Origin of the sequence: Thermoanaerobacter ethanolicus JW 200, assembly GCF_003722315.1 — a bacterium.
Lineage (GTDB): Bacteria > Bacillota > Thermoanaerobacteria > Thermoanaerobacterales > Thermoanaerobacteraceae > Thermoanaerobacter > Thermoanaerobacter ethanolicus.
This window is the reverse complement of the sequence record NZ_CP033580.1, coordinates 1,762,563-1,788,723: the sequence shown is the minus strand read 5'-3', so window position 1 is coordinate 1,788,723 and position 26,161 is coordinate 1,762,563. Positions and strand designations below refer to the sequence as shown.

The window sequence follows — 26,161 nt, the reverse complement described above, 5'->3', positions numbered from 1 at the left end:
CAACTGATATCCACCCGAATCACTCAAGGCAGGCTACACTGTCCGCAGCTTTATGGCCGCGAGACAGGTTCATCCTACCCCGTAGCCTGTAAAAGCCACGCAAGTAGGTCTCCGCGGAGGAAGGGTCAACGCCCACATGCCATTGTGGATCGCCCCCCCTCCTTAACTCCCAGCACCAGCCCCCAACTGGGCGTTGAAAGCCAGCACCAGGAACTTCATCGATGTGCCCTTGACGGATTTTTAGGCCCGTCTTCGGGATTAGCGCCTCTGACTAGGATACTGCACCACTTTGCCTTTCTTTTCAAGGTATATTAATTATAACATAATAAAAATGACAATATCAAACCTCTACAAAGTCTGTAGAAGGTTGCTACAGTCATTTAACTGTCAAAAAACTCATTTCTTTCAAAAAGCATTGTCAATACTCCCTTAAGCTTTAGTTTACTCTTTCAATCAAATAATTGGAAAGCTCTTTTAAAAACTCTGCTTTTTCTCCAAACCTATCTAAAATCTTTATAGCATTCTGTGTAAGCTCTACAACCATCTCTTGAGATTTTTCTAATCCAAAAATATTAACAAAAGTAAACTTGCCTTTTTCTTTATCACTACCTACTTTTTTACCCAATTTTTCCTCTTCTCCTATTACATCCAATATATCATCTTTTATTTGAAAAGCAAAACCTATTAAGCGTGCATATTCCCTTAAGGCATGAATCTCTTCTTCTGTAGCACCAGCGATGTAAGCTCCTGCGCAAACAGAGGCTTCTATCAAAGCTCCTGTCTTGTGTTCATGCATAAATTTTAATTCTTCATAAGTAAGCTCCGTATTCTGAGATAGTATATCTACAACTTGCCCACCAATAATTCCTTTACATCCTGAGGCTGTCGCAATTTCATTGGTAGCTTTCAATATTCTTTCATAATCTTCAGGATGTTCTAAAGCATGTCTTACTAACACTTCATACCCTAAATTTAAAAGCCCATCGCCAGCTAAAATTGCTATAGCTTCCCCATAAACTTTGTGATTCGTGGGCTTTCCTCTTCTTAAATCATCATTATCCATGGCTGGAAGGTCATCGTGAATCAGAGAATAAGTATGAATAAGTTCAATCGCACAAGCTACAGGAAGAGCTTTTTTTATATCTCCTCCTAAAAGCTCACAAGAAGAAAGGCATAAAACTGGTCTTAACCTTTTCCCTCCCGCAAACACACTATATCTCATTGCTTCATAAATTATCTCTGGTTTTTCATCTATATCAAGTATTCTGTGTAGTTCTTTCTCAACAAGCTGTTGTTTTTCTCTTAACTTTTCTTTAAACATCCTTTTCCTCCTCTTTAAAATCAATTTCTTCATTTTCGTTGATGAGAAGGGTTATCTTTCCTTCAACCTCACTTAACCTTTTTTCTAATCTCTTAGAAATTTCAACACCTTCTTTAAACAAGTTAAAAGACTCTTCCAACCTTAAATTTCCTTTTTCTAGTGTATTTACAATTTCTTCTAATCTCATCATTTCTTCTTCAAAAGTCAATTCCTCATTCATTCTCTTTCACCTCTTGTACAATCGCTTTAGCTTTGCCATCTTTAAATAAAATTTTTATTTCATCATAAGGTTTTATATCTTTCACAGAAGAAATAACTTTTTCTTGCTTATCTAAAACAATTGTATAACCTCTTGTAAGTACTTTTAAAGGACTTAAAGAATTCAACTTTTCTGCTAAAATTAAAAAATCATTTCTTTTATGTTGGTATATAGAAAGCATTTCATTGTATAAAGAGGCTGTTAAATTTTCAACTTTATGCCTTAAAATTTCACTTTTCTTAGTGGGGCTATTAAGATACAAAGCCCTTTTAAGCCCTTCAAATTCTTTTTTCTTGCGATTTAATTCAGCAGTCATCAATGTTAATAATTTCGTTTTTAATAAAAACAATTCCCTTTGGTAAACTTTTATGTCTGGTACTACAATTTCAGCAGCTGCAGAAGGGGTAGGAGCTCTCAAATCTGCCACAAAATCAGAAATAGTAAAGTCTGTCTCATGGCCTACAGCAGAAACAACTGGTATGCGAGATGCATAAATACATCTTGCCACTTTTTCTTCATTGAAAGGCCAAATTTCTTCTAATGAACCTCCACCCCTTGCTAAAATAATTACATCAATGTCTTCCCTTTTGTTCAAAATTCGAAGAGCATTACATATTTCATCGGCGGCTGAGCTTCCTTGCACCAAAACAGGAACCACTAAAATGTCTACTGTTGGATTTCTCCTTCTCGAAATTGTTATTATATCTCGTATTACAGCCCCTGTTGGAGAAGTCACCACAGCAATTTTTTTAGGATGTTTAGGGATAGGTTCCTTTTTATCAGAATCAAAAAGTCCTTCTTTTTCCAGTTTCTCTTTAAGCTTATTAAAAGCAAGGTATAAAGCCCCAATACCCTCCGATTGAATAGACTGCACATAAAGCTGATAAGTACCGCTTTTTTCATAAACTGTTATTCTACCTGTAGCAATCACCGACATACCGTCCTGCAAAGTAAAATTTAAAAGTCTACTATATTCATTAAACATCACACACTTTAAAGAAGCTACTTCATCCTTTAAAGTAAAATATATTCCAGTGCTGTGATATTTTAAATTAGAGATTTCTCCTCTTACTCGGACATTTCTCAAAATTATATCATTGTCCATCATTCTCTTGATATAGTCCGTTATCTCACTGACGTTAAGTGCTTTTAATTGCATATTTAAAAGCCTCCAGGGTGTTTTTAAGTATCATAGCTGTCGTCACAGGCCCAACTCCTCCTGGAACTGGTGTTACATAAGAACACAAGTCTTTTACAGATTCAAAATCCGCGTCTCCATATATATTTCCATCGTAAACGTTTATACCTGCATCTATAAGAATTGTCCCTTCTTTAATCATATCTCCCTTTACCAAATTCATTTTTCCGGCTGCCAACACCAAAATGTCTGCTTGTTTAGTATAATAAGCCAAATCTTTTGTCTTTGAATGGCATACCGTAACTGTACAATTTTTATCCAATAAAAGCTTAGCTACAGGTTTTCCTAAAATATTGCTTCTGCCTATTACAACTGCGTGTTTTCCCTCAAATTGAGTATCAATACTTTCTAGAATATGTAAAATTGCTTTGGGAGTACAAGGAACAAAAAGAGGTTTTCCAGCAAAAAGCCTTCCCATATTATAATTAGATATGCAATCAACGTCTTTATAAGGATTTAGCGTATCGTATACCAATTCAGCATTAAAGTTTTTAGGAAGAGGCATTTCTATCATTATGCCGTGGGTATTTTTATCTTCATTTAAAAACTTTAAGGTGTCAAAAAACTTCGACTCTTCACTTTCTGAAAAATAATAGATTTCAGCTTCAATCCCCACATTTTCACAAGCTTTAACTTTAGAGTTTGCATAAACTTTTGAAGACTCATCATTTCCAGCCATCAAAATCGCTAATCTGGGCTTGTAACCAAACTCCCTTATCTCTCTTTTTACCTCTTCTCTTATCTTTTTAGAAATCTCCTTACCATCAATTATCATTTGATTTACCTTCCTCCAATCCTTTATCCCTTACAAACGCTCCCAACAAACCGTTTATAAACACATGAGAATCTTCTGTACTGTATTTTTTAGCTATTTCTACTGCTTCGTTTATAGAAATATTTACAGGAATATTCCCGTATTGCATCTCATAAATGCTGCACCTTAAAATAGCCAAATCTATTTTTGGCATGCGGTTAAGAGCCCAATTTTGAGAGTATCTTTCTATTTCCTTATCAATTTCCTCTAAATGTTCAATAGCCCCTATTACGGTATTTTCTATGTACTCTTTTTGCTCGCCTGGGTCGTTTTCCTTATAAAAATTCTCAAATATTTTGCTTATAGGTAGCCTTGAAACGTCGTATTGATAAAGCATTTTTACAATCCATTCCCTGGCTTCTGTTCTGTTCATTGTCCCAACTCCTTGAATTTTACTTCTTACATATATTGTACCATAACTCTACTTAAACTAACCCTCTGTCTAGCAGAGGGTTAGTTTAAGTAGATATTTTAATTTTCCTCCTCTTTAACTTGCTGTTGTTTTTTATTTTCCTTATCCATATTTACCCCTTGAACGTGAATATTGACTTCAACAACTTTTAATCCTGTCATATTTTCCACAGCATTTTTAACATTTTCTTGTACATTCCAAGCTACTTCAGGAATTCTAACACCATAATCTACAATTAAGTACAAATCTATTGATACTTCTTTTTCTCCCACCTCTACTTTTACACCTTTGCCTAGATTCTTTCTTCCTAACATTTCAGAAAGTCCGTTTACGACTCCCCCGCTCATTCCAGCCACTCCAGGTACTTCCGTTGCCGCCAAGCCTGCAATTACACTAACTACTTCTTCAGAGATTTTAATAGTTCCTAACTCTTGATTTTCATTTGCATTTACATTTTCTTCCATAAATTTCACCCCCTTAAAAAGCAAAAATTTTTAGAGAAAATAAATATTTGTCAAATAAATTATATCATAATTGTAGTTACAAAAACAATTAAGTTTTCTTATTCCAGTCTCGTCATAATTTTTATATTATCTAATGAGACTCCTGTCTGCCTTGAGACAATTTCTACAATTTGTGCCACTTCCTCTTCTGACAGTTTATCTGCCTGTACAATTACATTTACTATGCCATTATCTATCATCACAACTGCATCTTGAAACCCCTTAGCTTTTATCAAATTTTCTATTATCATCTCTTGATTTGTTATTTCTGTAAGTTTTATTATTTGCCTTTGAGCTTCGTCTCTTGTCGCTTCACTGGTATTTTTATTTTCTACTATTTCTTTTAAAGCATCAATACTTCTACTCCTATTTATTTCTCTTTCTTCTCTATAAGTAGTAAATATTCCAGTGAAAAGTTTATCTTTTTCTGTACTAGTTTCTTTTGCAGAAGAAGTACTTGTTTGAATAACTTGCGAATTCTGACTGTACTCATTTTTAGCAGCTTCTTCTTTTTTATTGGTATACCCATAGTTTAAAACAAAAGCAATAGCAATTAGCAAGACAAGGGATATAATCGCTATAAGCTTTTTTCTCATATAGACCATAAAAACTCCTCCCCACTCTTATTTTGAAGATATTACCTTTACTTTATAGGCAGGAATCCCTAAAGCAGTTTGAACTGCCGAAGAAAGTTCGTATCTTAATCTTGGATCTTTTGCTCCATCAGCAACTACAATCACTCCCCTTATTTCTGGCATTATTCTTTTTAATACAATAGGAGCATTTTGCCCAGAGGTATCTTGAGAGGTAACTACTCTGTTGTTTGATTCTGTTTGAATGGTTTCTCGTATTCCTCCACTACTATCTTTTTCATTTGTAGTAGTACTGGATTCTACTACATCCATTGCCGCTACTACCTCTTCATCTGAATTTAGTGTTATGAGGACCTCAACATTTCCCACCCCTTCAATTTTTGACAATATATTTTTTAAATCCTTTTCTAATTTTTGAGCATAATCTTCACTACTACTTTCTTTTTGAGCTAATACCAATTCTTTGTTATCGTTGTTATTTGAAGGGCGAGGTTTTGAAAGAGCACTCGCACCTATTAACAAAATTAAACCTATTAAAAAGATAACAGTCAAATTCTCAACCAACTTTTTATTATCTTTTAAAAGCTTATCTTTAAGTTTATCAAAATCCACTCAAGTACCTCCCTTCAATTTATTCCTCTTTTATAGTTATATTCTTTAATGGTACATTATAGAATGCACTTATTGTTTTTTTAATCTCTTCATAGTTAAATTTTTTATCTTCTGTCGGTTTTGCTATTTTTTCTGAATCTTGAGAAACCCTTCTAGCATTTCTAAAAGATAAAGTTATTTCTTTAATTTTTCCAAACTCTTTGTCATTTAGGTCTTCTATAAAAGAAACATCTACTCCCACTCCCTCAATTTCATACAGATTTAAAAGCTTTTCCTTAATCTGTTCAATCAGCCTTTTTTTATATTCTGCCACAATTAGATTATTCCTCTGTTTTTCCGCTTCTTTTGAGATTTGCTCAATATTTATGTTTTTTAAAAAATAATCATTTTTAAATACGTAGGCTTCTATATTTGCTCCTCCTTTTAAAAAATTTATCAAAGGATTTAAGATAGTAATCATGATTACAAACCCTATCGCAACTTTAGCATATTTTTTTAAACTGGAGGAAGGAACTAAAAGTTCTAAAACTATCAAAAGGATTGCAATATAAATTATCTGTGTTATCCAGTCTTTTAAAAACTCCATTGTTTCACCTACCTCAGCATAGTGGTAATATTAGCTGTTCCTATAATAGCTGTTATTGTAAAGAACATCATCACAGTAACAGAAGCCAATACCCCAAAAACATAAGTTAAAGAAGTTGCCACATCTGAAAGGCAATTTACTATCCTTTTATCGGAGATTGGTTCAATCACTGCTGCTGCAAAGCGATAAATGATTATGAGAGAAAAAAGCTTTATTAAAGGTACTGCAGAAATTATCACAATTGCTATAAGCCCATAAGTGCCTACTGCTCCTTTTATCAATAATGATGCCCCTATAACTGCATCGACACTATCAGATAAAAGCCCTCCTACTACTGGTAAAAAAGCACCAACTGTATACTTCGCCGTTCTCGATATGATACCATCTGCCATTGAAGAAGATAAACCTTGTATAGTTACTACTCCTAAAAAAATACTCAATAAAATTGAAATAGAAGCTGTAGACAAAGTCTTAAAAAAATCCCCCATTTTATTCAAGCTAAACTTTTCAGAAATATTTCCTACAATTTTTACAGCTGTCATGAGCAAAATAATAGGCAACACAAAATCCCTCATCAGATGGGCTATAAACTCAACTGTCACAATGACAACAGGGTGAAAAAACGCTGCAGAGGTAAAAGCACCTACTGAAACAAGTAAAGTTATAAGTACAGGTAGCATCGATTGCATAAAATCAACCATGCTGTCAATTGCTTCTTTGCCAATTCCTAAAGCTTCTGTGAAGCTTTTAACCGCTATTACAATAAAAACTATATAAACCGCTAAAAAAGCAATCTCACTTATATTTTCATTTTCAAAGGAACCGTGTAAATTCATTAATATGCCGCCAATTACAGCCAAAATTAAAAGTTGTGTTAAAAGTCTTACAGAAGAATATAATTCTTTGAAAAACAATTTTAATAAATTTTCAAAGAGTTCCTTTATATTAAAAGGTTGTTTTCCTGATATCACATCTTGTATATAAGTCTTTATATCAACATAGGGAAGTATATTGCCATTTTTTTGATTAGCTTCTTTTACAAAGCGGTCAATCTGATAAGTGTCAATACCTTTCAATTGGCTTTCTATATCTTGTTGTCCCGTATCCGCTCTGGCAGTTGTTAATAAAATCATAATCATTAAAATTACAAAAAGTACCTTTTTCAATCTTTTACACCTCACGGCATTATTGAAAGAATTGTTTCCATCAATGCAACAATTATAGGTATTGATAAAAAAATTATGATTATCTTTCCTGCTATCTCTATTTTAGAAGCCAAATTTTTCTCATTTGCGTCGAGACATAGCTGAACTCCAAATTCTGTTATATAAGCTATACCAATGATTTTTAAAGTTGTCATAAAATAAATATTGTCAAGTCCACTTTTTCTAGCAAGAGTATTCAATACTTCTACAATTGCGCTGAGTTTTGGAAGAATCATCATAAAGATGATGACTCCGGCTACCAAACTTAAAATTATTGCCATTTCAGGATTTGTTTCTCTTAGAACTGTCAAAATAATCAAAACCACTATTCCTAAAATAACAATTTGAAATATTTCCATTCTATCACCTAATAAAGTTGAAATATTGTTTTTACTGCATTAAACAAATTGTTTATCATATATATCACCATCATCAAAACCACTACTATTCCTGCCAGTGTCACCATCATTGCTTGTTCTTCTCGCCCTGAACGGATTAATACTTGATTTAATACTGTTACCAGAATGCCAATTGCCGCAATTTTAAAAATTATATCTATGTTCATTATAATCCTCCTCTATAAAAACAATATGATTATCGCCAGTCCTGCCAAAACTCCAATATTTTTGTACAGCTTTTCGTTCTTTTTACTCTCTTCTTCTGCGTTACTAAGTTGCCTTTTTAAAAGCTCAATGGCTAAATCAAAATTTTTTTCTTGATTGTATACGTCAGAATTGCCAAGTCCATACCCAAAAGACCTCAAAATTTCTACATCTTCTTTTTTAAGATAGCCATTGTCCCATTCATTTAAAGCTATCTCCCAAGCTTCTCCTGCAGTATAACCCTCATTTTGTGATAATATCATTCCTGTCTTAGAAAAAACAAATTTTATACTTTTATCTGAAGAGCGAGAAATTGCCATGAGTATTTCTCCTAAAGGAGCTTTTGAATATGTGATTTCTATTTTAAAAAGATTTAATGAAGATATCATGCTTTTAAGTATCCAACGCCTCATTTTATATTTCAAAGCAAACAAATACCCTAAACTACTGGTAGAAAAAATAACTAAAACTATTCCAAGTAATTTCATTTTTCAGTCCTTCCTCTCCTATAGGGCCCTTTAAACAAAGTATTAAAATTCTCATCTAATATTTTTTCTACTGTACCTGCCCCTAAACGATTGCTTAAAATTACATAACGTTCAAAATATCTTAAAGAAATAACGTCTTTTAAAACAGGTTTTTTCATAAGGTCTTCAATGTCATTTGCATGAACTGTAGTTATAATCTTAACACCAGTATTCAGCACTTCATGAATCGCTTCTATATCCTCTTTTTTACCTATCTCATCTGTCACTACTACTTCTGGAGACATAGACCTTATAAGCATTATCATGCCATAAGCCTTAGGACATCCATCTAACACATCAGTCCTAATTCCCACATCCATTTGAGGTATACCATTGTAACAGCCGGCAATTTCTGACCTCTCATCTACTGCGCCTACTTTTTTACCTTTAAATCCCAAAAAATCTATTCCATTACTTATCCATCTTGTAATATCTCTTAAGAGAGTTGTTTTGCCACATTGAGGAGGTGATATTATTAAAATGTTATATACGTCTTTAGAAGGAGTAATTAAATATTTTAATATTTCCTCTGCCACTCCTATTATCTCTTTTGATATTCGATAATTGTATCCAGAAATATTCTTTAAAGTCTTTATATAACCATTTTCTAACACACATTTTCCAACTATACCTACTCTGTAACCACCTTTTAAAGTAATATATCCATTTCTTATTTCTTCTTCAAAAGCATAAAGAGAAGATTTAGATATTAATTGAAGAGCTTTTTCACAATCTTCAGAAGTAACAATATAGGCCAAAGAAGGTGAAAAAGAAATAGTCCCTCCTTTTGACACAAACTTTTCTTCATTTTTTAAATAAACTGTGAGAGGTCTATTTACTCTAAGACGTATTTCTTCTACTTCTTGCAACAGGTCATCAGGAATTTTTGTAATTACCTCTCTTACTGACGGAGGAAGAGCATAAAGTACTTCCTCAAAATTTTTTCTTGTGTTCATATACCTGTCCCTCCCCTTGTAAAATTATATTTATAAGGCTAAATATTTATGAATAAAAAAATGCCCACTAACTTTTAGTTAGTGGGCATTTTTTTATTAATCTTCATCATCATCTACAATTTTCAAATTTTTTACTTTTAGGGTTTCATTGCAATGAGGACATACCAACTCAGCATCTTCATCTTCTAGAAGCTCTTCTTCCACACTCATCAACATATGGCAATTAGGACATTCTACCTCTACATACTCTTCATAATCCTCGTCTTCATCCTCATATTCCTCATCATCGTCATAATCATAGTCATAGTCGTCATCCTCATCCTCATAGTCCTCATCGCCATATATGTGGTTTTCAATTTCAGAAAGGTCTTCATCTATTTCTCCCACATAATCATCTAATTCGGAATGGGAAGCTTCCAGCTCATTTATAGCATCTGCGAAATCCTCTAAAGTATCTAAAATTGCCAAAATTATTTTACCTTCTTTTGTGCTGTCATCTATCCCTAAGCCGTCTGCTAACCCTCTTAAGTAGGAAACCCTTTCATTTAAGTATTCCATATTCCACATACCCTCCTTTACAAAATAGTATTTGACAAATTGCTGCGTTTATACCCTCTCTAAATATTCTCCGGTTCGAGTGTCAATTCTTATTTTGTCTCCAACGTTTATAAACAATGGGACTTGGATGACAGCACCAGTTTCTACAGTTGCCGACTTAGAACCCCCTGTTGCAGTATCTCCTCTAAATCCAGGCTCCGTTTCTACAACTTCCAGTTCAACAAAAGTAGGGGGCTCAACGGAAAAGGCTTCGCCTTTATAGAACTTTACTGTAACAATCATATTTTCTTTTATGTATTTAATTGCGTCCTCAACTTTATCATAATTTAAAGGAATTTGCTCATAAGTTTCTGTGTCCATAAAATAATAAAGTTCTCCATCATTGTACAAATACTGCATTTCTCTTCTTTCTATAACTGCTTCTTCAAACTTTTCTGTTGGGCTGAAAGTTTTCTCTATTACAGCTCCTGTCATGACATTTTTAAGTTTTGTCCTCACGAAAGCTGCACCTTTTCCTGGTTTAACATGCATAAAATCCACAACTGTAAAAACCTGTCCGTCAACCTCAATAGTTACTCCTTTTCTGAAATCACCCGCTGCTATCAAAAAAATCCCTCCATCGCTTTAGTTTAATTCAATTAAATATTTCGGTGATTTAGTTAAATTTATAACACCATCTTCTTTTAATAATACCATATCTTCGATTCTTACGCCACCAAAATCGGGAATATATATACCTGGTTCTACTGTAACAATTGCCCCTTCTTTTAAAATTTCTTCTTTTTTGAAAGACAAGCTCGGCGCCTCATGAACTTCAAGTCCTACTCCATGTCCTAAAGAGTGACTAAAATACTGTCCATAACCTTTTTCTTCAATAACAGACCTTGCTAACAAATCCGCCTCTTTAGAAGTGATACCTGCTCTTATATTATCTATCGCTTTTTGCTGGGCTTCTAAAACTATGTTATATATCTCTTTTTGCTTTTCACTGGCTTTCCCCATCACTATTGTTCTTGTCATATCAGAACAATAGCCACCTACTTTACATCCAAAATCTATTGTGACAAAATCACCTTTTTCTATCACTTTTTCAGAAGCTTTTCCATGAGGAAGAGAAGACCTTTTTCCAGAAGCTACAATCGTATCAAAAGATAGGTCTTCTGCTCCTTGTTTCTTCATAAAATACTCTAATTCTAATGCTACTTCTTTTTCTGTCATTCCTACTTTAATGAATTTTAACAGATGCTCAAAAGCCCTATCAGTAATATTTTGTGCTTTTTTTATGTTTTCTATTTCTTCCTCATCTTTTACCATTCTCAAAGTCTCTACCAAATTAGCCTGTGGTATTAGCTCAATCTCTAAGAGCTCTTTTAATTCCCTATACTGTCCATAAGAAATATTTTCTTCAAAGGCTAGTTTCTTTATCTCCAATGTTTTAATGTATTCTTTTAAAACTTCTTTTATGCCAGTTTTGTGCTCGATAACTTCAAAATCTTTAACTTCTTTTTGTGCTTGCTCAGTATATCTTCCATCTGTAATAAAAATAGCTTTATCGTGGGTCACAAGAGCTACGCTGTCATCTCCAGTAAAGCCAGTAATATATGTAACATTGACAAATTTATAAATAACAAACGCTTCTATGTCTTTTTCTTTCATCAATTCTCTCAAATTTTGTAACCTTTTATTCATGATTTTACCCCCCAATTGAATCCTCTAAAAACTTAACTGCATTGAGGGCAAGGACATAACTATAAGGTCCAAACCCCGTTATCACACCTTTACACTTAGATGCAGTAACAGAGGTCTTTCTGTAATCCTCCCTTCCAAAAATATTTGAAATATGAACTTCTATTACTGGAACTGACACAGCTGCAATAGCATCCATAATAGCTAAACTGTAATGAGTGTAAGCTGCCGGATTTATAATTATAGCATCGAAATTGTTTTCTGCAGAATGGATAAGGTTAATTATTTCTCCTTCACTATTAGATTGCTGAATCTTGACAGCTATATCTAATTTTGCAGCCTCTCTTTTTATCAGATTATTTATTTCTTCGTAATTTATATCTCCATATACCTCTTTTTCTCTTTTACCTGTCAGATTTACATTAGGGCCATGAATTATCAAAACTCTTTTCATAATCTCACCTCACTTTACTATAATACACCTTATTTCCTTATTTGTCCACTACCTAAAATTACATATTTGTAGGTGGTAAGTTCTTCAAGTCCCATTGGCCCTCTCGCATGCATTTTTTGTGTACTTATTCCTATCTCTGCCCCAAAACCAAATTCTCCTCCATCTGTAAAGCGAGTAGAAGCATTTACATATACAGCAGCCGAATCTACTGATTTTAAAAACATCATGGCATTTTCATAATTTTCTGTAATAATGCTTTCCGAATGGCCTGTCGAATACTTTGAAATATGATCTAAGGCTTCTTCTATGCTATCTACAACTTTTACAGCCAGTATAAGGTCTAAATATTCCGTTTCCCAATCCTTATCTGTAGCATCTTTAACTTGAGGACATATTTTTTTTGTAATTTGACACCCTCTTATTTCTACTCCCAAAGAAGTCAATTCTTCTACCATTAAAGGCAAAAATTCTTTTGCAATAGATTTGTGAACCAAAACTGTCTCTACTGCATTACATACCCCTGGCCTTTGTACTTTTGCATTCACAATGATGTCTTTTGCCATATTAAACTTGGCAGTCTCATCTACAAAAATATGGCAATTGCCTACTCCTGTCTCTATTACAGGCACTGTAGAATTTTCAATGACATTTTTTATAAGACTTGCTCCCCCTCGAGGAATAATGAGGTCAATTAGACCATTTAACTTCATCATACGGTTTACTTCTTCTCTATCGGTATTTTCTATAAGCTGTATTGCCCCTTCAGGAATACCAGCCTCATAGGCAGCTTCAGCAAGAATAGAAGAAATTGCTATATTGGAATTGATCGCATCACTTCCTCCCCTTAAAATCACCGCATTCCCCGACTTTAAACATAGGCCTGCCGCATCAGCTGTCACATTCGGGCGAGATTCATAAATTATACTTATTACTCCAATTGGCACTCTCATTTTGCCAATTTGAAGTCCATTTGGCCTCTTCCACATCTTTTCTATACTTCCTACAGGGTCAGGAAGAGCAGAAATCTCTCTTAATCCTTTTGCCATAGCTTCGACTCTTTTTTCATCAAGTTTTAGTCTATCTATGAGAGAAGCTTTTATATTCCTTTTTTCAGCCTCCACAACATCCTTTTTATTAGCCTCAAGTATTTTTCCAATATCTTTTATTAAAGCATCTGCCATGTGATTCAAAGCTAAATTCTTTGTATTTTCATCCAACACAGCCATTCTTCTTGCCGCAGCTTTTGCCTGTTTCGCCTTTACTTCAACTTCCATACTTCTCACCTCTTTCAAGTATTACAAGATTATCCCTATGAATCACTTCATCATAATACTTATAACCCAGTATTTTTTCTATATTATGAGTTTTACAACCTTTTATCTTTTCAACTTCTTCTGAAGAATAATTAATAAGTCCTCTGGCAATCTCTTTTTCTTGATGGTCAACCACTGCAACACAGTCTCCTACATCATAATCCCCTTCAGTTTTTACAACTCCACTTGGTAATAGACTTTTCCCATGCTTTATAATAGCTTTCGCTGCTCCTTCATCAATAAAAAGAAATCCGTTCACTTTCGCATTAAAAGCAATCCAAATTTTCCTGCTATTTATCGGGTTTTTCATAGGCAAAAATGTAGTGCCAATTTTTTCGCCATTTGCTATCCTATTTAATACATTGTCAATTTTCCCATTCGCTATAATCATCTTAACTCCTGAATTCCAGCATATCTTTGCTGCCTGAATCTTTGTATACATTCCCCCAGTTCCTCTTTTTGTCCCAGCACTACCCGCAATTTTAAACAATTCATCTGAAAACTCTTCTACGATTTCTATAATTTTTGCCTCTTTATAAATTCGAGGGTCTTTATCATAAAGTCCATCAATGTCAGTCAAAATTATCAAAAGGTCAGCCTCAACTAAACTAGCAAGCAGCGCCGCTAAAGTGTCATTGTCTCCAATTTTAATTTCATCAACAGTTACTGTATCATTCTCATTTATTATTGGCACAACGCCCCATTTGAGCAGATTTGACAAGGTATAACTGACATTTAAATACCTTCTTCTATCGCTAAAATCTTCCTTTGTCAAAAGAACTTGCGCAGTAATTTTGCCATATTCATTAAAAAACTTTTCATAAATCTCAATTAAAAGCCCTTGCCCTATAGCCGCTAGGGATTGCTTTTCTGGGATGGTTTTAGGTTTTTCCTTTAAATTTAATTTTCCCATTCCAGCTCCAATTGCTCCAGAGGTTACTAATACTACTTCTTCTCCTCTGTTTAATAAATTAGCAATTTGCCTTACTAACTTCTCCATTATTTCTAAGTTCAATTTACCATTTTCATATGTCAAAGTGCTTGTACCAACTTTTACCACAATTCTCATACTTTCGACATCCTTTTTGCAATATTTAGATATATCTCTTTTAGTTTTAAAGCATCTTCTGCCATAGTTCCCCTTGATTCACATATGACAATAGGCTCCATCTTTCTTTCATAGAAAAGCTGTGCCAAAGGCTCAAATTCTGGCCCGTATTGAGTGTCATTTAACGTCCAATGCCTTTTTTCTCCCTGCTCTGTGTATTCAATTCTGCTAAAATGGACGTGTATCTTTTTCGCCCTTTCTTTTCCCAAATACCTTTCAATAATATCCAAAACCTCTGCATAATCTTCTATAGACTTAAACCTTCCATTATCTCTTGCATGTAAATGGGCAAAGTCTATAGTGGGAATAATTCTCTTATCCACATTGCACAGCTCCAATACTTCTTCTAAAGTACCCAATTGGTTTTTCTTTCCCATTGTCTCTGGACATATGGTTACGTCAGTAAGTCCTTTGTCCTCCATCTCTTTTAAAATTTCATTTAAAACTTTTTTTGCTCTCTCTAAAGCCTCTTTTCTCGTCCCTTCAGTCGCAGAGCCGGGATGAAAAGTTACCCTTTTTGCCCCCATCCATTTTCCCGCAATTAAACTATCTATTAAGTATCTTTTAGAATTCTCCATTTTGGTTTTATCAGTAGTAGCTAAGTTTATGTAATAAGGAGCATGAACAGTAATAGTTATGTTGAATTTTTGTGCGTTTTCCTTAACCTCTTTCGCCATCTTTTCGCTAATTTTTATTCCCCTTGAAAAAGAATATTCATACGCATCAAGCCCCATGTTATAAAGCCATTCAGGCATCTCTAGAGAAGACTTATGCCCTTCTTTGTAAAAACTGTCGGAATTCCCAGAAGGTCCAAATTTTATCGTCAATCCCCTCATCCTTTCTTAAGTCTAATGTAAGCCTTTATAACTTCCTCTGCTACTTCATCTATTGTCATATCGGATACATCAATAGTGTAGTCAGCAAACCTATAAAAAGGCTCTCTTTCTCTTAGAAGCTGTCTTATTTTTTCTTCTGGATTATCCACCATAAGAAGAGGCCTGTCTTTATTCTTTCCTATATTCCTCAATATAATTTCTGGCCTCGCTGTAAAGCAAATTACAACTCCATTTTTTCTTAATTGTACAATATTTGAAGGATTTAATACAACACCCCCTCCTGTAGCAATCACAAAATTTTTTAATCGAGCTGCTTTTATAACCGCTGCTTTTTCCAATCTCCTAAAATAGTCTTCTCCATATTTTTCAAAAATATCTGAAACAGTCATATTTGCCATTTTTTCAATCATTTTATCCGTATCTATAAAACCGAAGGACATAGTGGTAGCTACTTTTTTGCCAACAGTAGTTTTCCCGGTAGCCATAAAACCCGTTAAAACGATGTTTTTCATGAATATTTCCTCCCTAAGGCAATGAAGGTATTTTCTCTTTTAAAACTTTTTCTATAGTATCAGTTATTACCTTATTCACATCTATGTTTTGAGGAGATTGAGAAGCAGAAGGCTGTTCTACATTATTTGATTGTTCACTTCTGGTATCATCATACAGAGACTTGAAAGGGTCACTTTTACCTTTTAAAAAATCTGTCGGTATTGAAGTACCACCACTGTCTTTCATTGAATAAATAAAGATCTGTAGAGTCAAAAGAAGGTTGTGCTGATTTTGGTCTTTTTCAATAGAGAAACTTTGAATGTTACAAAGTCTCTTAGAATTTTGTATTTCATTTAGAAAAGCTATAATCTCATCGTAATTACCTGAAACAGTAATATTTACGGGTATTGTCACAAAATCTTCTTTTTTCACATTACTAGTTTCTTTTTGACTTTGATCTTGGTTTTCAAAAGTTAAGCTTTTTGTCTTTACACCTGTATCATTGACCATTTGTTGTAAATTAAAAAGAAAAATTTCTATATCCCTTTCTTCTGGTAAAATCATGCTTAATTCCTTTAGTTGAGTTTGTTGCTTGTCTAAACCTTCTCTTAAATTTTTATTGTTTAAAGCAGTTACTTGTTCTAAAATTTGTCTTTTATTTTTTAATTCAATAGATAAATTTCGTATTTCTAAAATTTTGGGAGTTAAATAATATTGATAATAAAGTGCAAAAAATCCGAGTATGACAGCAAAGTAAATTAATACTCTTTCTCTTCTTGTAAGCTTCATCTATGATACCACCTTGATTTTTACTTGTAAAACATATTTTAGAAGGCCTTTATCTGTCAAATCCACCGATATCACTTTCACATCTTCTACATAACTTATACTTCTTAGGTTAAGCATAAAAGCTGCTATATCAGATTCTGAAAGTGCTTGTCCATCTATTTCCAAAATATTTTTCTCATATTTCAAAGAATCAATAGATACTTTTTCAGGTATATTTGAGGCTAAATTTTGCAATATACCTACTGCATCCACTTTTTGCTTTTTCAATTTTTCTATTAAGCTTTTCTTCTTTTCTATATAAGCGGATAAATCTTTTACATTTTGCTGCAACTGAGAAATGTCTTTAAATTTACCTAATTCATTATCTGCGTATTTTAAGTCTTGATACAATTTATTGATATATACCAGTGGAAAAGCTATTAAGGCAAAAATAACGGTGATTAAAACAAACACAAAAAAAAGACGGGATATTTGTTTTTTTCTTCGCATTTTTTGTTCCTTTAGTTCAGCTGGTATGAGGTTTATATCCTTCAACCTATTCCCCCCTTAAAAGGCATCCATAAACAGGTAAAAAGTATAAATAATCTTCTGTTTCTATCACAAAAGTAGGTATCCTAAAATAATCTTCCACGTATTCTCTCAATCCTAAAAGTTTAGAAGTACCACCTAACATGATAATTTTTTGTATATTTTTATGATATGTGGCATAATAAAAATCAAATATTCTGCTTAGCTGTTGAAACACTTCCGAAAAGGATAAAAGTATAGTATCTTCTATATCCTTATAGTTTTCTTCTCCAATAAATTTTTTTGCCCTTTTATATTCTTCTGCTGCTTGAAAATCTATATTAAAGGCATTCGCAATTATTTGTGTAATTTTATTTCCACCAAACTCTATGCTCCTACTAAAAATGTAATTTCCGTTATCAATCACCGTCACATTGGTAACAACTGCCCCTATATCTACAACTGACACTATTCCTTCAGCTAAATTCACCTTTTTACAAGCTTTATAAATTGAATTGCTATAAATATCAATGGCTTCTAATTTTAATTTTAACATCTCTGCTAATTTAACATATTTTTCTATTATATCCTTAGGAGAAGAGGCAATCAGTACTCTAATCATTTTATCTTTCTCCGCAATATTAGGTAAATATCTATAATCTATTACATAATTTTCATAATCAGGAATGTATTGCTCAATCTCATAGTATAAGGCCTTTTCGACTTCCTCTTCTTTCATTAGTGGCAATTCTAAATCCCTTATTATATTATTTGAGCTGGAAATAGTAAAACACACTTGTTTTTCTTTGATATTGTTCCTTTTCAAAGTCTCATTAATTACATCTGCCAATGAATTTATATCAATAATTTTACCATTAGTTATCACATTAGAAGGCGTATTTATCATTAACCTTTTACCAAAGAATTTATTCTTTTTTTCTCCAATTAATAATTTTGTATTAAAATTTCCTATTTCAATTCCAAGCATTTTTTACCTCCTAATGGCGCTTATTGTTATTCACTTTAATAGCAGCCATTGTTATAGCTTTTATTATGTCTACCTCAAATTGCCTGACTAACTCATTTGTCTTTACATATAGTTCTCCTTCTTCTGATACAACATATTTTGGAGGTAAATTGTTAAGTGCTAAAGCTTTTATGTCCATTCTACATCTGTCGCATTTACAAACGTCTAAATCTTTCAAAACCTTATCCATCATTTGGTCAACAGCGTCTTCCATGTAATTTTTAAGATGCATAAAAACCCTCTCCTTATTTTTATTGTGTTTGTGGAATTGAATCAATTGTCCATTTATCTACTATAGGTGGAGACTGTGATGTATTACCACTAAGAACCACCTTATAATTCGCACTCTTATCAGAACCCATCTTCGTAATATTTACATTAATATTAAATGTAATCTCCGCATAACCGTAACGTACGATTTTGTTCATCCTACCTTCCGTCCATGCACGTACTTTATAGTTTAAAACTTGAGTTCCTTCATTTTCAAAAGCTTTAATTGAAGGAGGAACCATTTCTATACTGTCAATTTTATACTCTTGTCCTGAATCACCCAGTGAAATCCACTCCCCTACTGGGATGTCAAGTCCAAATGACTCCTTTAATAAATTTTTGGCATCTTGTTTATACTGAATTTTAGTTGTATTTTTATTTTCAACTACATTTATCCAAAATTCACCTTTCCCTTTTCCTTTCCCTTTTCCTTGATAAGCATCTAACAAAGCTATGTTAAATTCATTTTTTACTCGTTCAAGGCCAGCTTCTGCTGCATAAGTAGCTGAGATAGAGTTTGCATAAGCATGAGAAATTTTGTAATTGGTAACAGTTACTTCTAAAATTGCTACAGCTAAAACTGTGAGAATCAAAATTACCATTAAAGTAAAAATTAAAGCAGAACCTCTCTCATTGAACATTTATACCACTCTTTCTTAAAAAAACGTCTGTAGAAAGAGAAAATCTGTTTGAGCCGTTATCATCACTTTGTCCAATTATTTCAATATTTATCATGTTGCCATTTTTTTGAATTATATTAAATCCGTAAATCTTTACAGCTAATTCGTGACCTACATTGTCATTAATATACAAAGCATGTTTTTTGTTGTCTAGCTTTATTGTAATCTCATCACGATTATTCACATCTTTCATCAATAAGCCATGGCCATTATCAATAATAATGACTTCAGAAGGGCCTTTTTCTAATAAAGATATGATATAATTCATAGCAAACCTGACATTTTGCTCTACATCTACACTGTTTTCAGTGCTTATGAAGGATTTAAAGCCCGAATAATATAAAGAAGAGTAAACTCCTATTACCACTCCGAGTATTGCCAATGTTACGATAAGTTCGATGAGGGTAAATCCTTCTTCTTTTCTCACCACCATTTTAACCACCATGGAACCTTAACGCCAGTAATTTCTGAAGCTTTTGTCCCTATTGCTTTTAAACTAGTAACTCCCTGTATTATCATGTTAACAATAGTGTCTGCTATAGTGAAAATTTTTGTTTTGGTAACCTCATTCCAGCCCAATGTGATTACCACAAAAACTAAAAATAAAGCAGTCCATGTAGCAATTATCACTATTGTTATCAGGTCCACTACATGCTTTATTACATCATTACTACTGCTGCTACCGCCTCCACTTGGGTCTTCCTCAGAAGGTATTTCTACAGGAACATAAGAAGTAATTTCCGTTGCAGGCGCCATAACATAAAGGGTATACATAGGAGTGTTTGAACCAATTTTTCCTACTTTTATTTGATACTGAGAAACTTCCCCTGTAGAGGTTTGCTGTTCTACATAGGCTATAAAGCCTTCTTTTTCAAAGTCAGTTACTACTTTGGCAAGGTCTGCCTTGTCTTTTACAATTCCCGCCTTTATGTTTTCTGCAATTGTCTGCGCAATTGTAGCTTCTTTTGTCTTTATCTTAGAGTTAGCAGAAGTTATAGCAGATTGACTAAAAATACCCAAAAGAGGTATTGCCACTATTGCAAATATAGCTATTGAGACAAGTACCTCTATTAAAGTCATGCCTTTATTATCCTTTAAAATCTTCATAAAATCACTCCTAATAATTCCCCTTTATCATAATACGCCCTGTAGCAGGAAGCACAGTTATATAAATTTCTTTTTTGTTATTTTTTAAAGTTATTGTACAACCTCCAGTAGATGGAACCCCCATCTGATTAAACCTTATTTCTTTTTGTATATTTTTCTCTATTATAATTCCTTTAGGCAAATCCTTTGTCTTAATATTTTTATCGTCCTCATATCTATTTATGTAATAACCAGTCTTATCGGGTTTGATTTCAAAATATAAATTTTCTCTTTCGAAAATACTTTTGTGCTGAATATATCTTAAATCCTTCACAACTTCATGAGCTATAAGAGTAAGTCTTACATTTGACCTTGTCGCATCAAAAAAGTCAGTCGAAGGAATAACTATAAGAACTATAACTGTGAAAATTGCCAAAACCGTTACAAGCTCTATTAAAGTTAATCCTTCCTCTCTTTTCATAAGCTTAACCTCTTATGAATTTTATATAATAGTTAAGAATCTCATACCCATACAAAATTGAAATAAACCATGCAATGGAAATGTAGGGTGCAAAAGGAATGTAATCTTTTCTCCCTTTAATTTTCAAAGCTACTAATATAGCTCCTCCCAATGCTCCAATGATTACAGAAAGGAAAAGCACTAAAATTGTAAGCTTCCATCCTATAAAAAATCCAATTAACGCCATAAGTTTTATGTCTCCTCCTCCCATCTCTCCTCCAGAAATTAAAGAGATGAGAAGGAGAATTCCTCCACCTAAAATTAAGCCCAATACATAATCCAAAAATCCATAATTGTACATTAACAATCGAAAGATTATAGCACCTACAAATCCTGCAATAATTATTTTATTTGGCACTATTTTGTGTTCCATATCAATAAAACTTATTGAAATCAATATAGAAGCTAAAAACATGTAAGAAAAAGCTTTAAAATCTAAACCAAATTTATAGTAAATTATCAAAAACACAATTCCAGTCAATACTTCAACAACAGGATACCTTGCTGAAATCTTTTCTCCACAATACCTACATCTTCCTTTAAGTAGAATATAACTCAATATAGGTATTAAATCAATAGTTTTTAATTCATGTCCACATTTAGGGCAATGAGAAGGAGGATAGACTATTGACTCTTTTCTTGGCACTCTGTGTATGACCACATTTAAAAAACTTCCTATAATTGTGCCGAATAAAAATATCAGTATGTAAAGTAGTATCTTCATAATGACCTCCTAAAAAAATATTAAGGAGGGCACAAAAATGTGCCCAAAATGTATTATTTAGCAAAAACTATTTTACTTCTGGATAAAGCTGTTTACCATTAGAATCTTTAACTATTGCTTTACCATCAGATGTCATTTCAAGAGTAAATGGATTTTTATATTGATCTTGTGGTTCTTTATTCAAATACCCTGCATCGACTAGATCTTGTATCTTATTGGTTGTCTTACCTGTTTCTATGTAGTATCTTTCAGCCGCTTGCCCAATAATTTGTGCATTTGCTATATCGGCATTAGTCTTAGCATTTGACAATGAAGTTGTCACTCTTGGCACTGCAATGGCTGCCAGTATCCCTAAAATTGCAATGACAACAATCAATTCAATTAGTGTAAAACCTCTCTCATCCTTGTTTAATGCTTTTACAAACCATTCCATCCTTTTTCACCCCCTTTCCTAATATCACTGACCTATGAAATTGTATAATTGGAACAGCGGCATGACAATTGAAATAACTATAAATCCTACCACTGTCGCCAGCATAACAATTATTAATGGCTCTAGAAGAGTTGTCATTTGTGACACGGCTGTATCCACTTCTCCGTCATAAAAATCCGCAGTTTTATTTAATATGCTGTCCAATGAACCTGAACTTTCACCAATACTTATCATCTGAATTACCATTGGCGGGAAAATGCCAATTCTTTTTAAAGGTTCTGAAAGGGGTAAGCCTTTTTTTATATCCTCTTGAGCTTTCCCAAGTCCCTCTGCTACTACTGTATTACCCACAACTTTTTCTACTACTTCCATTGCCTTCATAAGCGGTACACCAGCACTTATCAATGTTCCTAAAGTCCTTGTAAACCTGGAAATTAAAATCTTTTTGTTTAGAGGGCCAAAGATTGGCATGTTTAAAAGCATTCTGTCATAAATGCGCCTTCCTTCAGGTGTCTTCAAAAAACTCGAAATCGAATAAGAAATCACCAAAATTACTCCTGTGTAAAAGTACCAATATTGAGATATAGAACTGCTTATAGCAATAAGTATTCGAGTGGGAAGAGGCAACTGAACTCCAGCATTTTTAAACATACCTACAAAAATAGGTAAAACATTTGTCAAAAGAAAAATAACAACTAATACAGCTACAACAGATACAATAAGAGGATAAGTCAAAGCAGACTTTACTTTTTGATTTAATTCATTTTCCTTCTCATAGTGGTCCGCCATTTCATTCATTACTTTATCAAGAGTTCCACTCACTTCCCCTACTTCCACCATGTTATAAAGAAGCATAGGAAAAACATCTCCGTATTTTTTCATTGCATCAGACAAAGTCCTTCCCTTTTGAACTTCCTCATAAACTTCGCTTATAGCTCTTTTTAGCCTTTTATTCTCCACTTGCTCCTTAATAGTGGCCAAAGCCGTCACGATGGGTATACCTGCATTTATTAAAGTAGCAAATTGTCTACAAAAAACAGCAATATCTTTTATCTTTACCTTTTTAAAAGAGCCAAAATCTAATATGTCCTGTTTTACAACTTCTTCTTTGATGTCAATTATATAATAATTTTTTTGCTTTAAAACATCAATGCACTGAGCCTTTGAATCAACTTCCAAAGTCCCTGTAACGAGATTTCCTCCCATATCCCTTGCCCTATATGCATACAACGGCATATAATCACCTCTATATCATGCGAGAAAAATTCTCCTGGTCCACACAATAGGTCAATGCATCCTCCAAAGAAATAACTCCTCTTTTTAACAGATGTAAAATAGACATATCCATTGTCATCATTCCAAACTTGCTACCTGTTTGAACTGCCGACTGTATCTGGAAAGTCTTCCCTTCTCTTATGAGATTTCTTATAGCAGGAGTAGCAATCATCACTTCTGTCGCAACTACTCTGCCGCTGTTGTCCTTTTTAGGTATAAGCTGTTGAGAAATAATTCCCTCTAAAACATTTGAAAGCTGAATTTTTATCTGCTGCTGCTGATGGGGAGGAAAAACATCAATAATCCTATCGATCGTCTTAACGGCTCCTATTGTGTGAAGAGTGGACAAAACAAGATGGCCTGTCTCAGCAGCAGTTATAGCAATTTGGATGGTTTCTAAATCCCTCATCTCTCCCACTAATATAACATCCGGGTCCTCCCTTAAAGCAGCCCTTAAAGCTGAAGCGTAAGATGCCGCATCATGCCCAATCTCTCTTTGATTTACTATGCTTTTGTTGTGTTTATGTAAATATTCTATAGGGTCTTCCAATGTGAGAATATGACAAGTCCTTTTAGAGTTTATCCAATCCACCATCGCAGCCAGTGTAGTAGATTTACCACTGCCAGTAGGTCCTGTTACCAATATAAGCCCTCTTGCCTTTAAAGCTAAGTCTTTAAGCATTGGAGGAAGTCCCAATTCCTCTATTGTAGGTATTCTCAAAGCTACAGACCTTATTGCAAGGCTATAACTTCCCCTTTGTTTGTATACATTTATTCTAAACCTTCCTAATCCTGTAACTGAATAGGACAAATCAATATCTCCATTTTGTTCTAACTTTTTCAATTGCTCACTTGTCAATAAATCCTTAACTATTTCTTCAGTCTGCCCAGGGGTAAAAGGCTCCCCTTCTAATTTTTCTAAATAGCCATTAATTCTAAGAACTGGAGGTACTCCAACCGTTATATGCAAGTCTGAAGCTTTTCTTTCAACTACTAATTTTAAAAGTTCCTTTGTATCCATATCCCTCATTCCTCGTAAGTTAGTCTTATCATTTCATCAATTGTAGTTTTTCCTTGTAATACAAGTCTTTTAGCACTTTCTCGTAAAGTTTTCATGCCATTTTTTACAGCCTGAGCTCCAATAACATCAGAGGAAACCTTAGCATTTATAAGCTCTCTAATATCAGAAGTAACAGTCATTATCTCATATATAGGAATTCTTCCCCTATAGCCTGTTTTATTACAAACAGGGCACCCTCTCCCCTTGTATAAAGTAATGTCTTCATTTTCTGAAATTCCCAATAGCTCTTTTTCGCCTTTGGAAGCTTTATAAGAAATTCTACAGTTATCACATATTTTTCTCGCCAATCTCTGAGCAATAACCCCTACTACAGAAGAAGACACAAGATAAGGCTCTATACCCATATCTATAAGCCTAGTCACCGCTCCCGCCGCATCATTTGTATGCAAAGTGGAAAGGACTAAGTGCCCTGTTATGGCAGAGCGAATAGCTATCTCAGCAGTTTCAGTATCTCTAATTTCTCCAATCATAATTATATCAGGGTCTTGCCTCAAAATTGACCTAAGAGCAGTCGCAAAGGTAAGGCCTGCCTTTTCATTAACTTGTACCTGGTTTATTCCCTCAAGGGAATACTCAACAGGGTCCTCAACAGTTATTATATTAACATTGGGTTTGTTAAGCTCTCTCAGCATTGCATAAAGAGTGGTGGTTTTCCCACTACCTGTAGGACCAGTCAAAAGCACAATGCCATTAGGCCTTTTGATAAGTTTATCAAAGAGCACCAGATCCTCTTCTTCAAAACCTAATTGCTCCTTTGTCATTATAAAATTTTCCTTGTCTAAAAGCCTCAATACCAATTTCTCTCCAAAAACAGTGGGCAACGAAGAAACTCTTATGTCAATATTTTTACCACCTGTAGTAAAATCAAATCTGCCATCTTGAGGAAGTCTTCTTTCAGCGATGTTCATATTAGCCATAATTTTTACTCTTGTCACAACAGGGGCATGGGTACTTTTTATAGTCCTCATAGCTTCTGTTAATTGTCCATCTATCCTAAATCGAATTCTAAGGTCTTTTTCAGTAGGTTCAATGTGAATATCTGAAGCCTTATTTTTTATTGCCTGCTCAATTATAGAATTTACAAAGCGTACAGCAGGCGCGTTTTGTACTTCTTCAAGAATCTCATCTGGCAGCTCTTCTTGACTTTCACTTTGAAACTCCTTTTTAAAATCCTGTACTGCTTTTTCTGCCTGTTCTCTTCCGTAAATTCTATCTATGGCTTTTAAGATGCTTCCTTCAGAAGCAATTAAAGGCTTTACATTTTGTTTCGTAATGATTCTCACATCATCTAGTGCAAAAATATTCAGAGGGTCTGCCATTGCTACCAATATACCATCTTCATCTTTTTTTATAGGAATAATAGTATGTCTTTTAGCAACAGCTTCGGGAATTAATTTTGCCACATCTGGGTCAATATAGTATTTTTGCAAATCTACATGTGGAATACCTAATTGAAATTCTAAAGCCTCTAGTATTTGGCTTTCTGTAACATACCCCAATTTAATGAGAACTTTTCCTAACTTTTCTCCTGTTTTGCTCTGAACTTCTATTGCGTGCTTTAGTTGTTCTTCTGTTATAAGCCCTACCTCAACTAAAAGCTCTCCTAGCTTTTTTTTGGCCATAAAATATACCTCCAAAAATAATAAAGCCGACATAAGCCGGTTGCACTACTGTATCCGTGAGGCATAAAGTGCCCACATATAGCCTCACTTCATCTACTCTTTATAAAATATT

The 26,161-nt window shown here is 33.8% G+C and carries 35 protein-coding genes and 1 riboswitch; all 35 genes read right to left on the bottom strand.

All coding sequences use genetic code 11. The features are described 5' to 3' along the window. Positions 1-436 precede the first annotated feature (436 nt). Positions 437-1,321: a polyprenyl synthetase family protein gene (locus EB239_RS08935; protein WP_003869843.1), complete on the bottom strand. Its 885-nt coding sequence runs from the start codon at positions 1,319-1,321 to the stop codon at positions 437-439. After that, positions 1,314-1,541: an exodeoxyribonuclease VII small subunit gene (gene xseB / locus EB239_RS08930; protein ID WP_003869842.1), complete on the bottom strand. Its 228-nt coding sequence runs from the start codon at positions 1,539-1,541 to the stop codon at positions 1,314-1,316. Before xseB ends, EB239_RS08935 begins: the two co-directional genes overlap by 8 nt. Next, entirely contained in the window at positions 1,534-2,739 is a 1,206-nt protein-coding gene (gene xseA, locus EB239_RS08925; RefSeq protein WP_003869841.1) for an exodeoxyribonuclease VII large subunit, read from the bottom strand. The genes xseB and xseA overlap by 8 nt, the downstream gene beginning before the upstream one ends. After that, the gene (locus tag EB239_RS08920; protein ID WP_003869840.1) at positions 2,720-3,553 is read right to left on the bottom strand and encodes a bifunctional 5,10-methylenetetrahydrofolate dehydrogenase/5,10-methenyltetrahydrofolate cyclohydrolase; all 834 of its coding nucleotides are present in this window, start codon (positions 3,551-3,553) and stop codon (positions 2,720-2,722) included. The genes xseA and EB239_RS08920 overlap by 20 nt, the downstream gene beginning before the upstream one ends. Further along, entirely contained in the window at positions 3,543-3,965 is a 423-nt protein-coding gene (gene nusB / locus EB239_RS08915; protein ID WP_003869839.1) for a transcription antitermination factor NusB, read from the bottom strand. The genes EB239_RS08920 and nusB overlap by 11 nt, the downstream gene beginning before the upstream one ends. Before the next feature lie 98 nt (positions 3,966-4,063). Further along, entirely contained in the window at positions 4,064-4,468 is a 405-nt protein-coding gene (locus tag EB239_RS08910) for an Asp23/Gls24 family envelope stress response protein (protein ID WP_003869838.1), read from the bottom strand. A gap of 98 nt (positions 4,469-4,566) precedes the next feature. Continuing rightward, positions 4,567-5,112, bottom strand: a complete 546-nt coding sequence (locus EB239_RS08905) for a SpoIIIAH-like family protein (protein WP_003869837.1) — start codon at positions 5,110-5,112, stop codon at positions 4,567-4,569. Positions 5,113-5,130: 18 nt separating this feature from the next. After that, complete coding sequence (gene spoIIIAG, locus EB239_RS08900) at positions 5,131-5,712, bottom strand: stage III sporulation protein AG (protein WP_003869836.1); 582 nt, start codon at positions 5,710-5,712, stop codon at positions 5,131-5,133. Between the two features lie 19 nt (positions 5,713-5,731). Next, positions 5,732-6,298 (bottom strand): stage III sporulation protein AF, encoded by a 567-nt coding sequence (spoIIIAF, locus tag EB239_RS08895; protein WP_003869835.1) that lies wholly within the window; start codon positions 6,296-6,298, stop codon positions 5,732-5,734. Between the two features lie 8 nt (positions 6,299-6,306). Continuing rightward, positions 6,307-7,464 carry a stage III sporulation protein AE gene (spoIIIAE, locus tag EB239_RS08890; RefSeq protein ID WP_003869834.1) on the bottom strand — a complete coding sequence of 386 codons (1,158 nt, stop codon included), beginning with the start codon at positions 7,462-7,464 and terminating at the stop codon, positions 6,307-6,309. 11 nt (positions 7,465-7,475) lie between these two features. Further along, a complete protein-coding gene (spoIIIAD, locus tag EB239_RS08885) occupies positions 7,476-7,862 on the bottom strand; it encodes a stage III sporulation protein AD (RefSeq protein ID WP_003869833.1) in 387 nt (128 codons plus the stop codon). A gap of 8 nt (positions 7,863-7,870) precedes the next feature. Next, the gene (gene spoIIIAC, locus EB239_RS08880) at positions 7,871-8,068 is read right to left on the bottom strand and encodes a stage III sporulation protein AC (protein ID WP_003869832.1); all 198 of its coding nucleotides are present in this window, start codon (positions 8,066-8,068) and stop codon (positions 7,871-7,873) included. Between the two features lie 12 nt (positions 8,069-8,080). Further along, complete coding sequence (gene spoIIIAB / locus EB239_RS08875) at positions 8,081-8,593, bottom strand: stage III sporulation protein SpoIIIAB (RefSeq protein ID WP_003869831.1); 513 nt, start codon at positions 8,591-8,593, stop codon at positions 8,081-8,083. Beyond that, entirely contained in the window at positions 8,590-9,588 is a 999-nt protein-coding gene (spoIIIAA, locus tag EB239_RS08870; protein WP_003869830.1) for a stage III sporulation protein AA, read from the bottom strand. Before spoIIIAA ends, spoIIIAB begins: the two co-directional genes overlap by 4 nt. 96 nt (positions 9,589-9,684) lie before the next feature. Beyond that, positions 9,685-10,146 carry a CD1247 N-terminal domain-containing protein gene (locus EB239_RS08865; protein WP_003868440.1) on the bottom strand — a complete coding sequence of 154 codons (462 nt, stop codon included), beginning with the start codon at positions 10,144-10,146 and terminating at the stop codon, positions 9,685-9,687. A gap of 48 nt (positions 10,147-10,194) precedes the next feature. After that, positions 10,195-10,752 carry an elongation factor P gene (gene efp / locus EB239_RS08860; RefSeq protein ID WP_003869829.1) on the bottom strand — a complete coding sequence of 186 codons (558 nt, stop codon included), beginning with the start codon at positions 10,750-10,752 and terminating at the stop codon, positions 10,195-10,197. An 18-nt stretch (positions 10,753-10,770) separates the two neighbouring features. After that, entirely contained in the window at positions 10,771-11,835 is a 1,065-nt protein-coding gene (locus tag EB239_RS08855) for a M24 family metallopeptidase (RefSeq protein WP_003869828.1), read from the bottom strand. A gap of 4 nt (positions 11,836-11,839) precedes the next feature. Continuing rightward, entirely contained in the window at positions 11,840-12,286 is a 447-nt protein-coding gene (aroQ, locus tag EB239_RS08850) for a type II 3-dehydroquinate dehydratase (RefSeq protein WP_003869827.1), read from the bottom strand. A 29-nt stretch (positions 12,287-12,315) separates the two neighbouring features. Then, on the bottom strand, positions 12,316-13,560 hold the full coding sequence (locus EB239_RS08845) for a glutamate-5-semialdehyde dehydrogenase (protein ID WP_003869826.1): 1,245 nt from the start codon (positions 13,558-13,560) through the stop codon (positions 12,316-12,318). After that, entirely contained in the window at positions 13,550-14,668 is a 1,119-nt protein-coding gene (proB, locus tag EB239_RS08840; protein ID WP_003869825.1) for a glutamate 5-kinase, read from the bottom strand. Before proB ends, EB239_RS08845 begins: the two co-directional genes overlap by 11 nt. Further along, positions 14,665-15,543, bottom strand: coding sequence for a TIM barrel protein (locus EB239_RS08835; RefSeq protein WP_003869824.1), 879 nt, complete (start codon positions 15,541-15,543; stop codon positions 14,665-14,667). Before EB239_RS08835 ends, proB begins: the two co-directional genes overlap by 4 nt. Next, a complete protein-coding gene (locus EB239_RS08830) occupies positions 15,540-16,055 on the bottom strand; it encodes a shikimate kinase (RefSeq protein WP_003869823.1) in 516 nt (171 codons plus the stop codon). Before EB239_RS08830 ends, EB239_RS08835 begins: the two co-directional genes overlap by 4 nt. 13 nt (positions 16,056-16,068) lie before the next feature. After that, positions 16,069-16,824 carry a type IV pilus inner membrane component PilO gene (pilO, locus tag EB239_RS08825; protein ID WP_003869822.1) on the bottom strand — a complete coding sequence of 252 codons (756 nt, stop codon included), beginning with the start codon at positions 16,822-16,824 and terminating at the stop codon, positions 16,069-16,071. Continuing rightward, a complete protein-coding gene (locus EB239_RS08820; RefSeq protein WP_003869821.1) occupies positions 16,825-17,358 on the bottom strand; it encodes a PilN domain-containing protein in 534 nt (177 codons plus the stop codon). It abuts the gene before it with no gap. A gap of 1 nt (position 17,359) precedes the next feature. Continuing rightward, positions 17,360-18,319, bottom strand: coding sequence for a type IV pilus assembly protein PilM (gene pilM / locus EB239_RS08815; RefSeq protein ID WP_003869820.1), 960 nt, complete (start codon positions 18,317-18,319; stop codon positions 17,360-17,362). A 10-nt stretch (positions 18,320-18,329) separates the two neighbouring features. After that, positions 18,330-18,590 carry a late competence development ComFB family protein gene (locus EB239_RS08810; protein ID WP_003869819.1) on the bottom strand — a complete coding sequence of 87 codons (261 nt, stop codon included), beginning with the start codon at positions 18,588-18,590 and terminating at the stop codon, positions 18,330-18,332. A gap of 19 nt (positions 18,591-18,609) precedes the next feature. Continuing rightward, the gene (locus EB239_RS08805) at positions 18,610-19,269 is read right to left on the bottom strand and encodes a pilus assembly PilX N-terminal domain-containing protein (RefSeq protein ID WP_003869818.1); all 660 of its coding nucleotides are present in this window, start codon (positions 19,267-19,269) and stop codon (positions 18,610-18,612) included. Next, the gene (locus tag EB239_RS08800; protein ID WP_003869817.1) at positions 19,259-19,741 is read right to left on the bottom strand and encodes a PilW family protein; all 483 of its coding nucleotides are present in this window, start codon (positions 19,739-19,741) and stop codon (positions 19,259-19,261) included. Before EB239_RS08800 ends, EB239_RS08805 begins: the two co-directional genes overlap by 11 nt. Further along, complete coding sequence (locus EB239_RS08795; RefSeq protein ID WP_003869816.1) at positions 19,732-20,415, bottom strand: type IV pilus modification PilV family protein; 684 nt, start codon at positions 20,413-20,415, stop codon at positions 19,732-19,734. The genes EB239_RS08800 and EB239_RS08795 overlap by 10 nt, the downstream gene beginning before the upstream one ends. 10 nt (positions 20,416-20,425) lie before the next feature. Then, positions 20,426-20,875, bottom strand: coding sequence for a prepilin-type N-terminal cleavage/methylation domain-containing protein (locus tag EB239_RS08790; RefSeq protein WP_003869815.1), 450 nt, complete (start codon positions 20,873-20,875; stop codon positions 20,426-20,428). A 4-nt stretch (positions 20,876-20,879) separates the two neighbouring features. Beyond that, a complete protein-coding gene (locus EB239_RS08785) occupies positions 20,880-21,638 on the bottom strand; it encodes a prepilin peptidase (RefSeq protein ID WP_003869814.1) in 759 nt (252 codons plus the stop codon). Positions 21,639-21,705: 67 nt separating this feature from the next. Then, positions 21,706-22,071 carry a competence type IV pilus major pilin ComGC gene (locus tag EB239_RS08780; protein WP_003869813.1) on the bottom strand — a complete coding sequence of 122 codons (366 nt, stop codon included), beginning with the start codon at positions 22,069-22,071 and terminating at the stop codon, positions 21,706-21,708. Between the two features lie 24 nt (positions 22,072-22,095). After that, positions 22,096-23,307 (bottom strand): type II secretion system F family protein, encoded by a 1,212-nt coding sequence (locus tag EB239_RS08775; protein WP_003869812.1) that lies wholly within the window; start codon positions 23,305-23,307, stop codon positions 22,096-22,098. A gap of 10 nt (positions 23,308-23,317) precedes the next feature. Continuing rightward, complete coding sequence (locus tag EB239_RS08770) at positions 23,318-24,367, bottom strand: type IV pilus twitching motility protein PilT (protein WP_003869811.1); 1,050 nt, start codon at positions 24,365-24,367, stop codon at positions 23,318-23,320. 5 nt (positions 24,368-24,372) lie between these two features. After that, on the bottom strand, positions 24,373-26,049 hold the full coding sequence (gene gspE, locus EB239_RS08765; protein ID WP_003869810.1) for a type II secretion system ATPase GspE: 1,677 nt from the start codon (positions 26,047-26,049) through the stop codon (positions 24,373-24,375). Positions 26,050-26,075: 26 nt separating this feature from the next. Then, positions 26,076-26,158: riboswitch (cyclic di-GMP riboswitch) on the bottom strand. Positions 26,159-26,161 lie beyond the last annotated feature (3 nt).

Excerpts from the sequence above, each read along its gene's own strand:
- EB239_RS08935 (WP_003869843.1), bottom strand. The coding sequence starts at position 1,321 with ATGTTTAAAGAAAAGTTAAGAGAAAAACAACAGCTTGTTGAGAAAGAA.
- xseB (WP_003869842.1), bottom strand. The coding sequence starts at position 1,541 with ATGAATGAGGAATTGACTTTTGAAGAAGAAATGATGAGATTAGAAGAA.
- xseA (WP_003869841.1), bottom strand. The coding sequence starts at position 2,739 with ATGCAATTAAAAGCACTTAACGTCAGTGAGATAACGGACTATATCAAG.
- EB239_RS08920 (WP_003869840.1), bottom strand. The coding sequence starts at position 3,553 with ATGATAATTGATGGTAAGGAGATTTCTAAAAAGATAAGAGAAGAGGTA.
- nusB (WP_003869839.1), bottom strand. The coding sequence starts at position 3,965 with ATGAACAGAACAGAAGCCAGGGAATGGATTGTAAAAATGCTTTATCAA.
- EB239_RS08910 (WP_003869838.1), bottom strand. The coding sequence starts at position 4,468 with ATGGAAGAAAATGTAAATGCAAATGAAAATCAAGAGTTAGGAACTATT.
- EB239_RS08905 (WP_003869837.1), bottom strand. The coding sequence starts at position 5,112 with ATGGTCTATATGAGAAAAAAGCTTATAGCGATTATATCCCTTGTCTTG.
- spoIIIAF (WP_003869835.1), bottom strand. The coding sequence starts at position 6,298 with ATGGAGTTTTTAAAAGACTGGATAACACAGATAATTTATATTGCAATC.
- spoIIIAD (WP_003869833.1), bottom strand. The coding sequence starts at position 7,862 with ATGGAAATATTTCAAATTGTTATTTTAGGAATAGTGGTTTTGATTATT.
- spoIIIAC (WP_003869832.1), bottom strand. The coding sequence starts at position 8,068 with ATGAACATAGATATAATTTTTAAAATTGCGGCAATTGGCATTCTGGTA.
- spoIIIAB (WP_003869831.1), bottom strand. The coding sequence starts at position 8,593 with ATGAAATTACTTGGAATAGTTTTAGTTATTTTTTCTACCAGTAGTTTA.
- spoIIIAA (WP_003869830.1), bottom strand. The coding sequence starts at position 9,588 with ATGAACACAAGAAAAAATTTTGAGGAAGTACTTTATGCTCTTCCTCCG.
- EB239_RS08865 (WP_003868440.1), bottom strand. The coding sequence starts at position 10,146 with ATGGAATACTTAAATGAAAGGGTTTCCTACTTAAGAGGGTTAGCAGAC.
- EB239_RS08855 (WP_003869828.1), bottom strand. The coding sequence starts at position 11,835 with ATGAATAAAAGGTTACAAAATTTGAGAGAATTGATGAAAGAAAAAGAC.
- aroQ (WP_003869827.1), bottom strand. The coding sequence starts at position 12,286 with ATGAAAAGAGTTTTGATAATTCATGGCCCTAATGTAAATCTGACAGGT.
- EB239_RS08845 (WP_003869826.1), bottom strand. The coding sequence starts at position 13,560 with ATGGAAGTTGAAGTAAAGGCGAAACAGGCAAAAGCTGCGGCAAGAAGA.
- proB (WP_003869825.1), bottom strand. The coding sequence starts at position 14,668 with ATGAGAATTGTGGTAAAAGTTGGTACAAGCACTTTGACATATGAAAAT.
- EB239_RS08835 (WP_003869824.1), bottom strand. The coding sequence starts at position 15,543 with ATGAGGGGATTGACGATAAAATTTGGACCTTCTGGGAATTCCGACAGT.
- EB239_RS08830 (WP_003869823.1), bottom strand. The coding sequence starts at position 16,055 with ATGAAAAACATCGTTTTAACGGGTTTTATGGCTACCGGGAAAACTACT.
- pilO (WP_003869822.1), bottom strand. The coding sequence starts at position 16,824 with ATGAAGCTTACAAGAAGAGAAAGAGTATTAATTTACTTTGCTGTCATA.
- pilM (WP_003869820.1), bottom strand. The coding sequence starts at position 18,319 with ATGCTTGGAATTGAAATAGGAAATTTTAATACAAAATTATTAATTGGA.
- EB239_RS08810 (WP_003869819.1), bottom strand. The coding sequence starts at position 18,590 with ATGCATCTTAAAAATTACATGGAAGACGCTGTTGACCAAATGATGGAT.
- EB239_RS08805 (WP_003869818.1), bottom strand. The coding sequence starts at position 19,269 with ATGTTCAATGAGAGAGGTTCTGCTTTAATTTTTACTTTAATGGTAATT.
- EB239_RS08800 (WP_003869817.1), bottom strand. The coding sequence starts at position 19,741 with ATGGTGGTGAGAAAAGAAGAAGGATTTACCCTCATCGAACTTATCGTA.
- EB239_RS08795 (WP_003869816.1), bottom strand. The coding sequence starts at position 20,415 with ATGAAGATTTTAAAGGATAATAAAGGCATGACTTTAATAGAGGTACTT.
- EB239_RS08790 (WP_003869815.1), bottom strand. The coding sequence starts at position 20,875 with ATGAAAAGAGAGGAAGGATTAACTTTAATAGAGCTTGTAACGGTTTTG.
- EB239_RS08785 (WP_003869814.1), bottom strand. The coding sequence starts at position 21,638 with ATGAAGATACTACTTTACATACTGATATTTTTATTCGGCACAATTATA.
- EB239_RS08780 (WP_003869813.1), bottom strand. The coding sequence starts at position 22,071 with ATGGAATGGTTTGTAAAAGCATTAAACAAGGATGAGAGAGGTTTTACA.
- EB239_RS08775 (WP_003869812.1), bottom strand. The coding sequence starts at position 23,307 with ATGCCGTTGTATGCATATAGGGCAAGGGATATGGGAGGAAATCTCGTT.
- EB239_RS08770 (WP_003869811.1), bottom strand. The coding sequence starts at position 24,367 with ATGGATACAAAGGAACTTTTAAAATTAGTAGTTGAAAGAAAAGCTTCA.
- gspE (WP_003869810.1), bottom strand. The coding sequence starts at position 26,049 with ATGGCCAAAAAAAAGCTAGGAGAGCTTTTAGTTGAGGTAGGGCTTATA.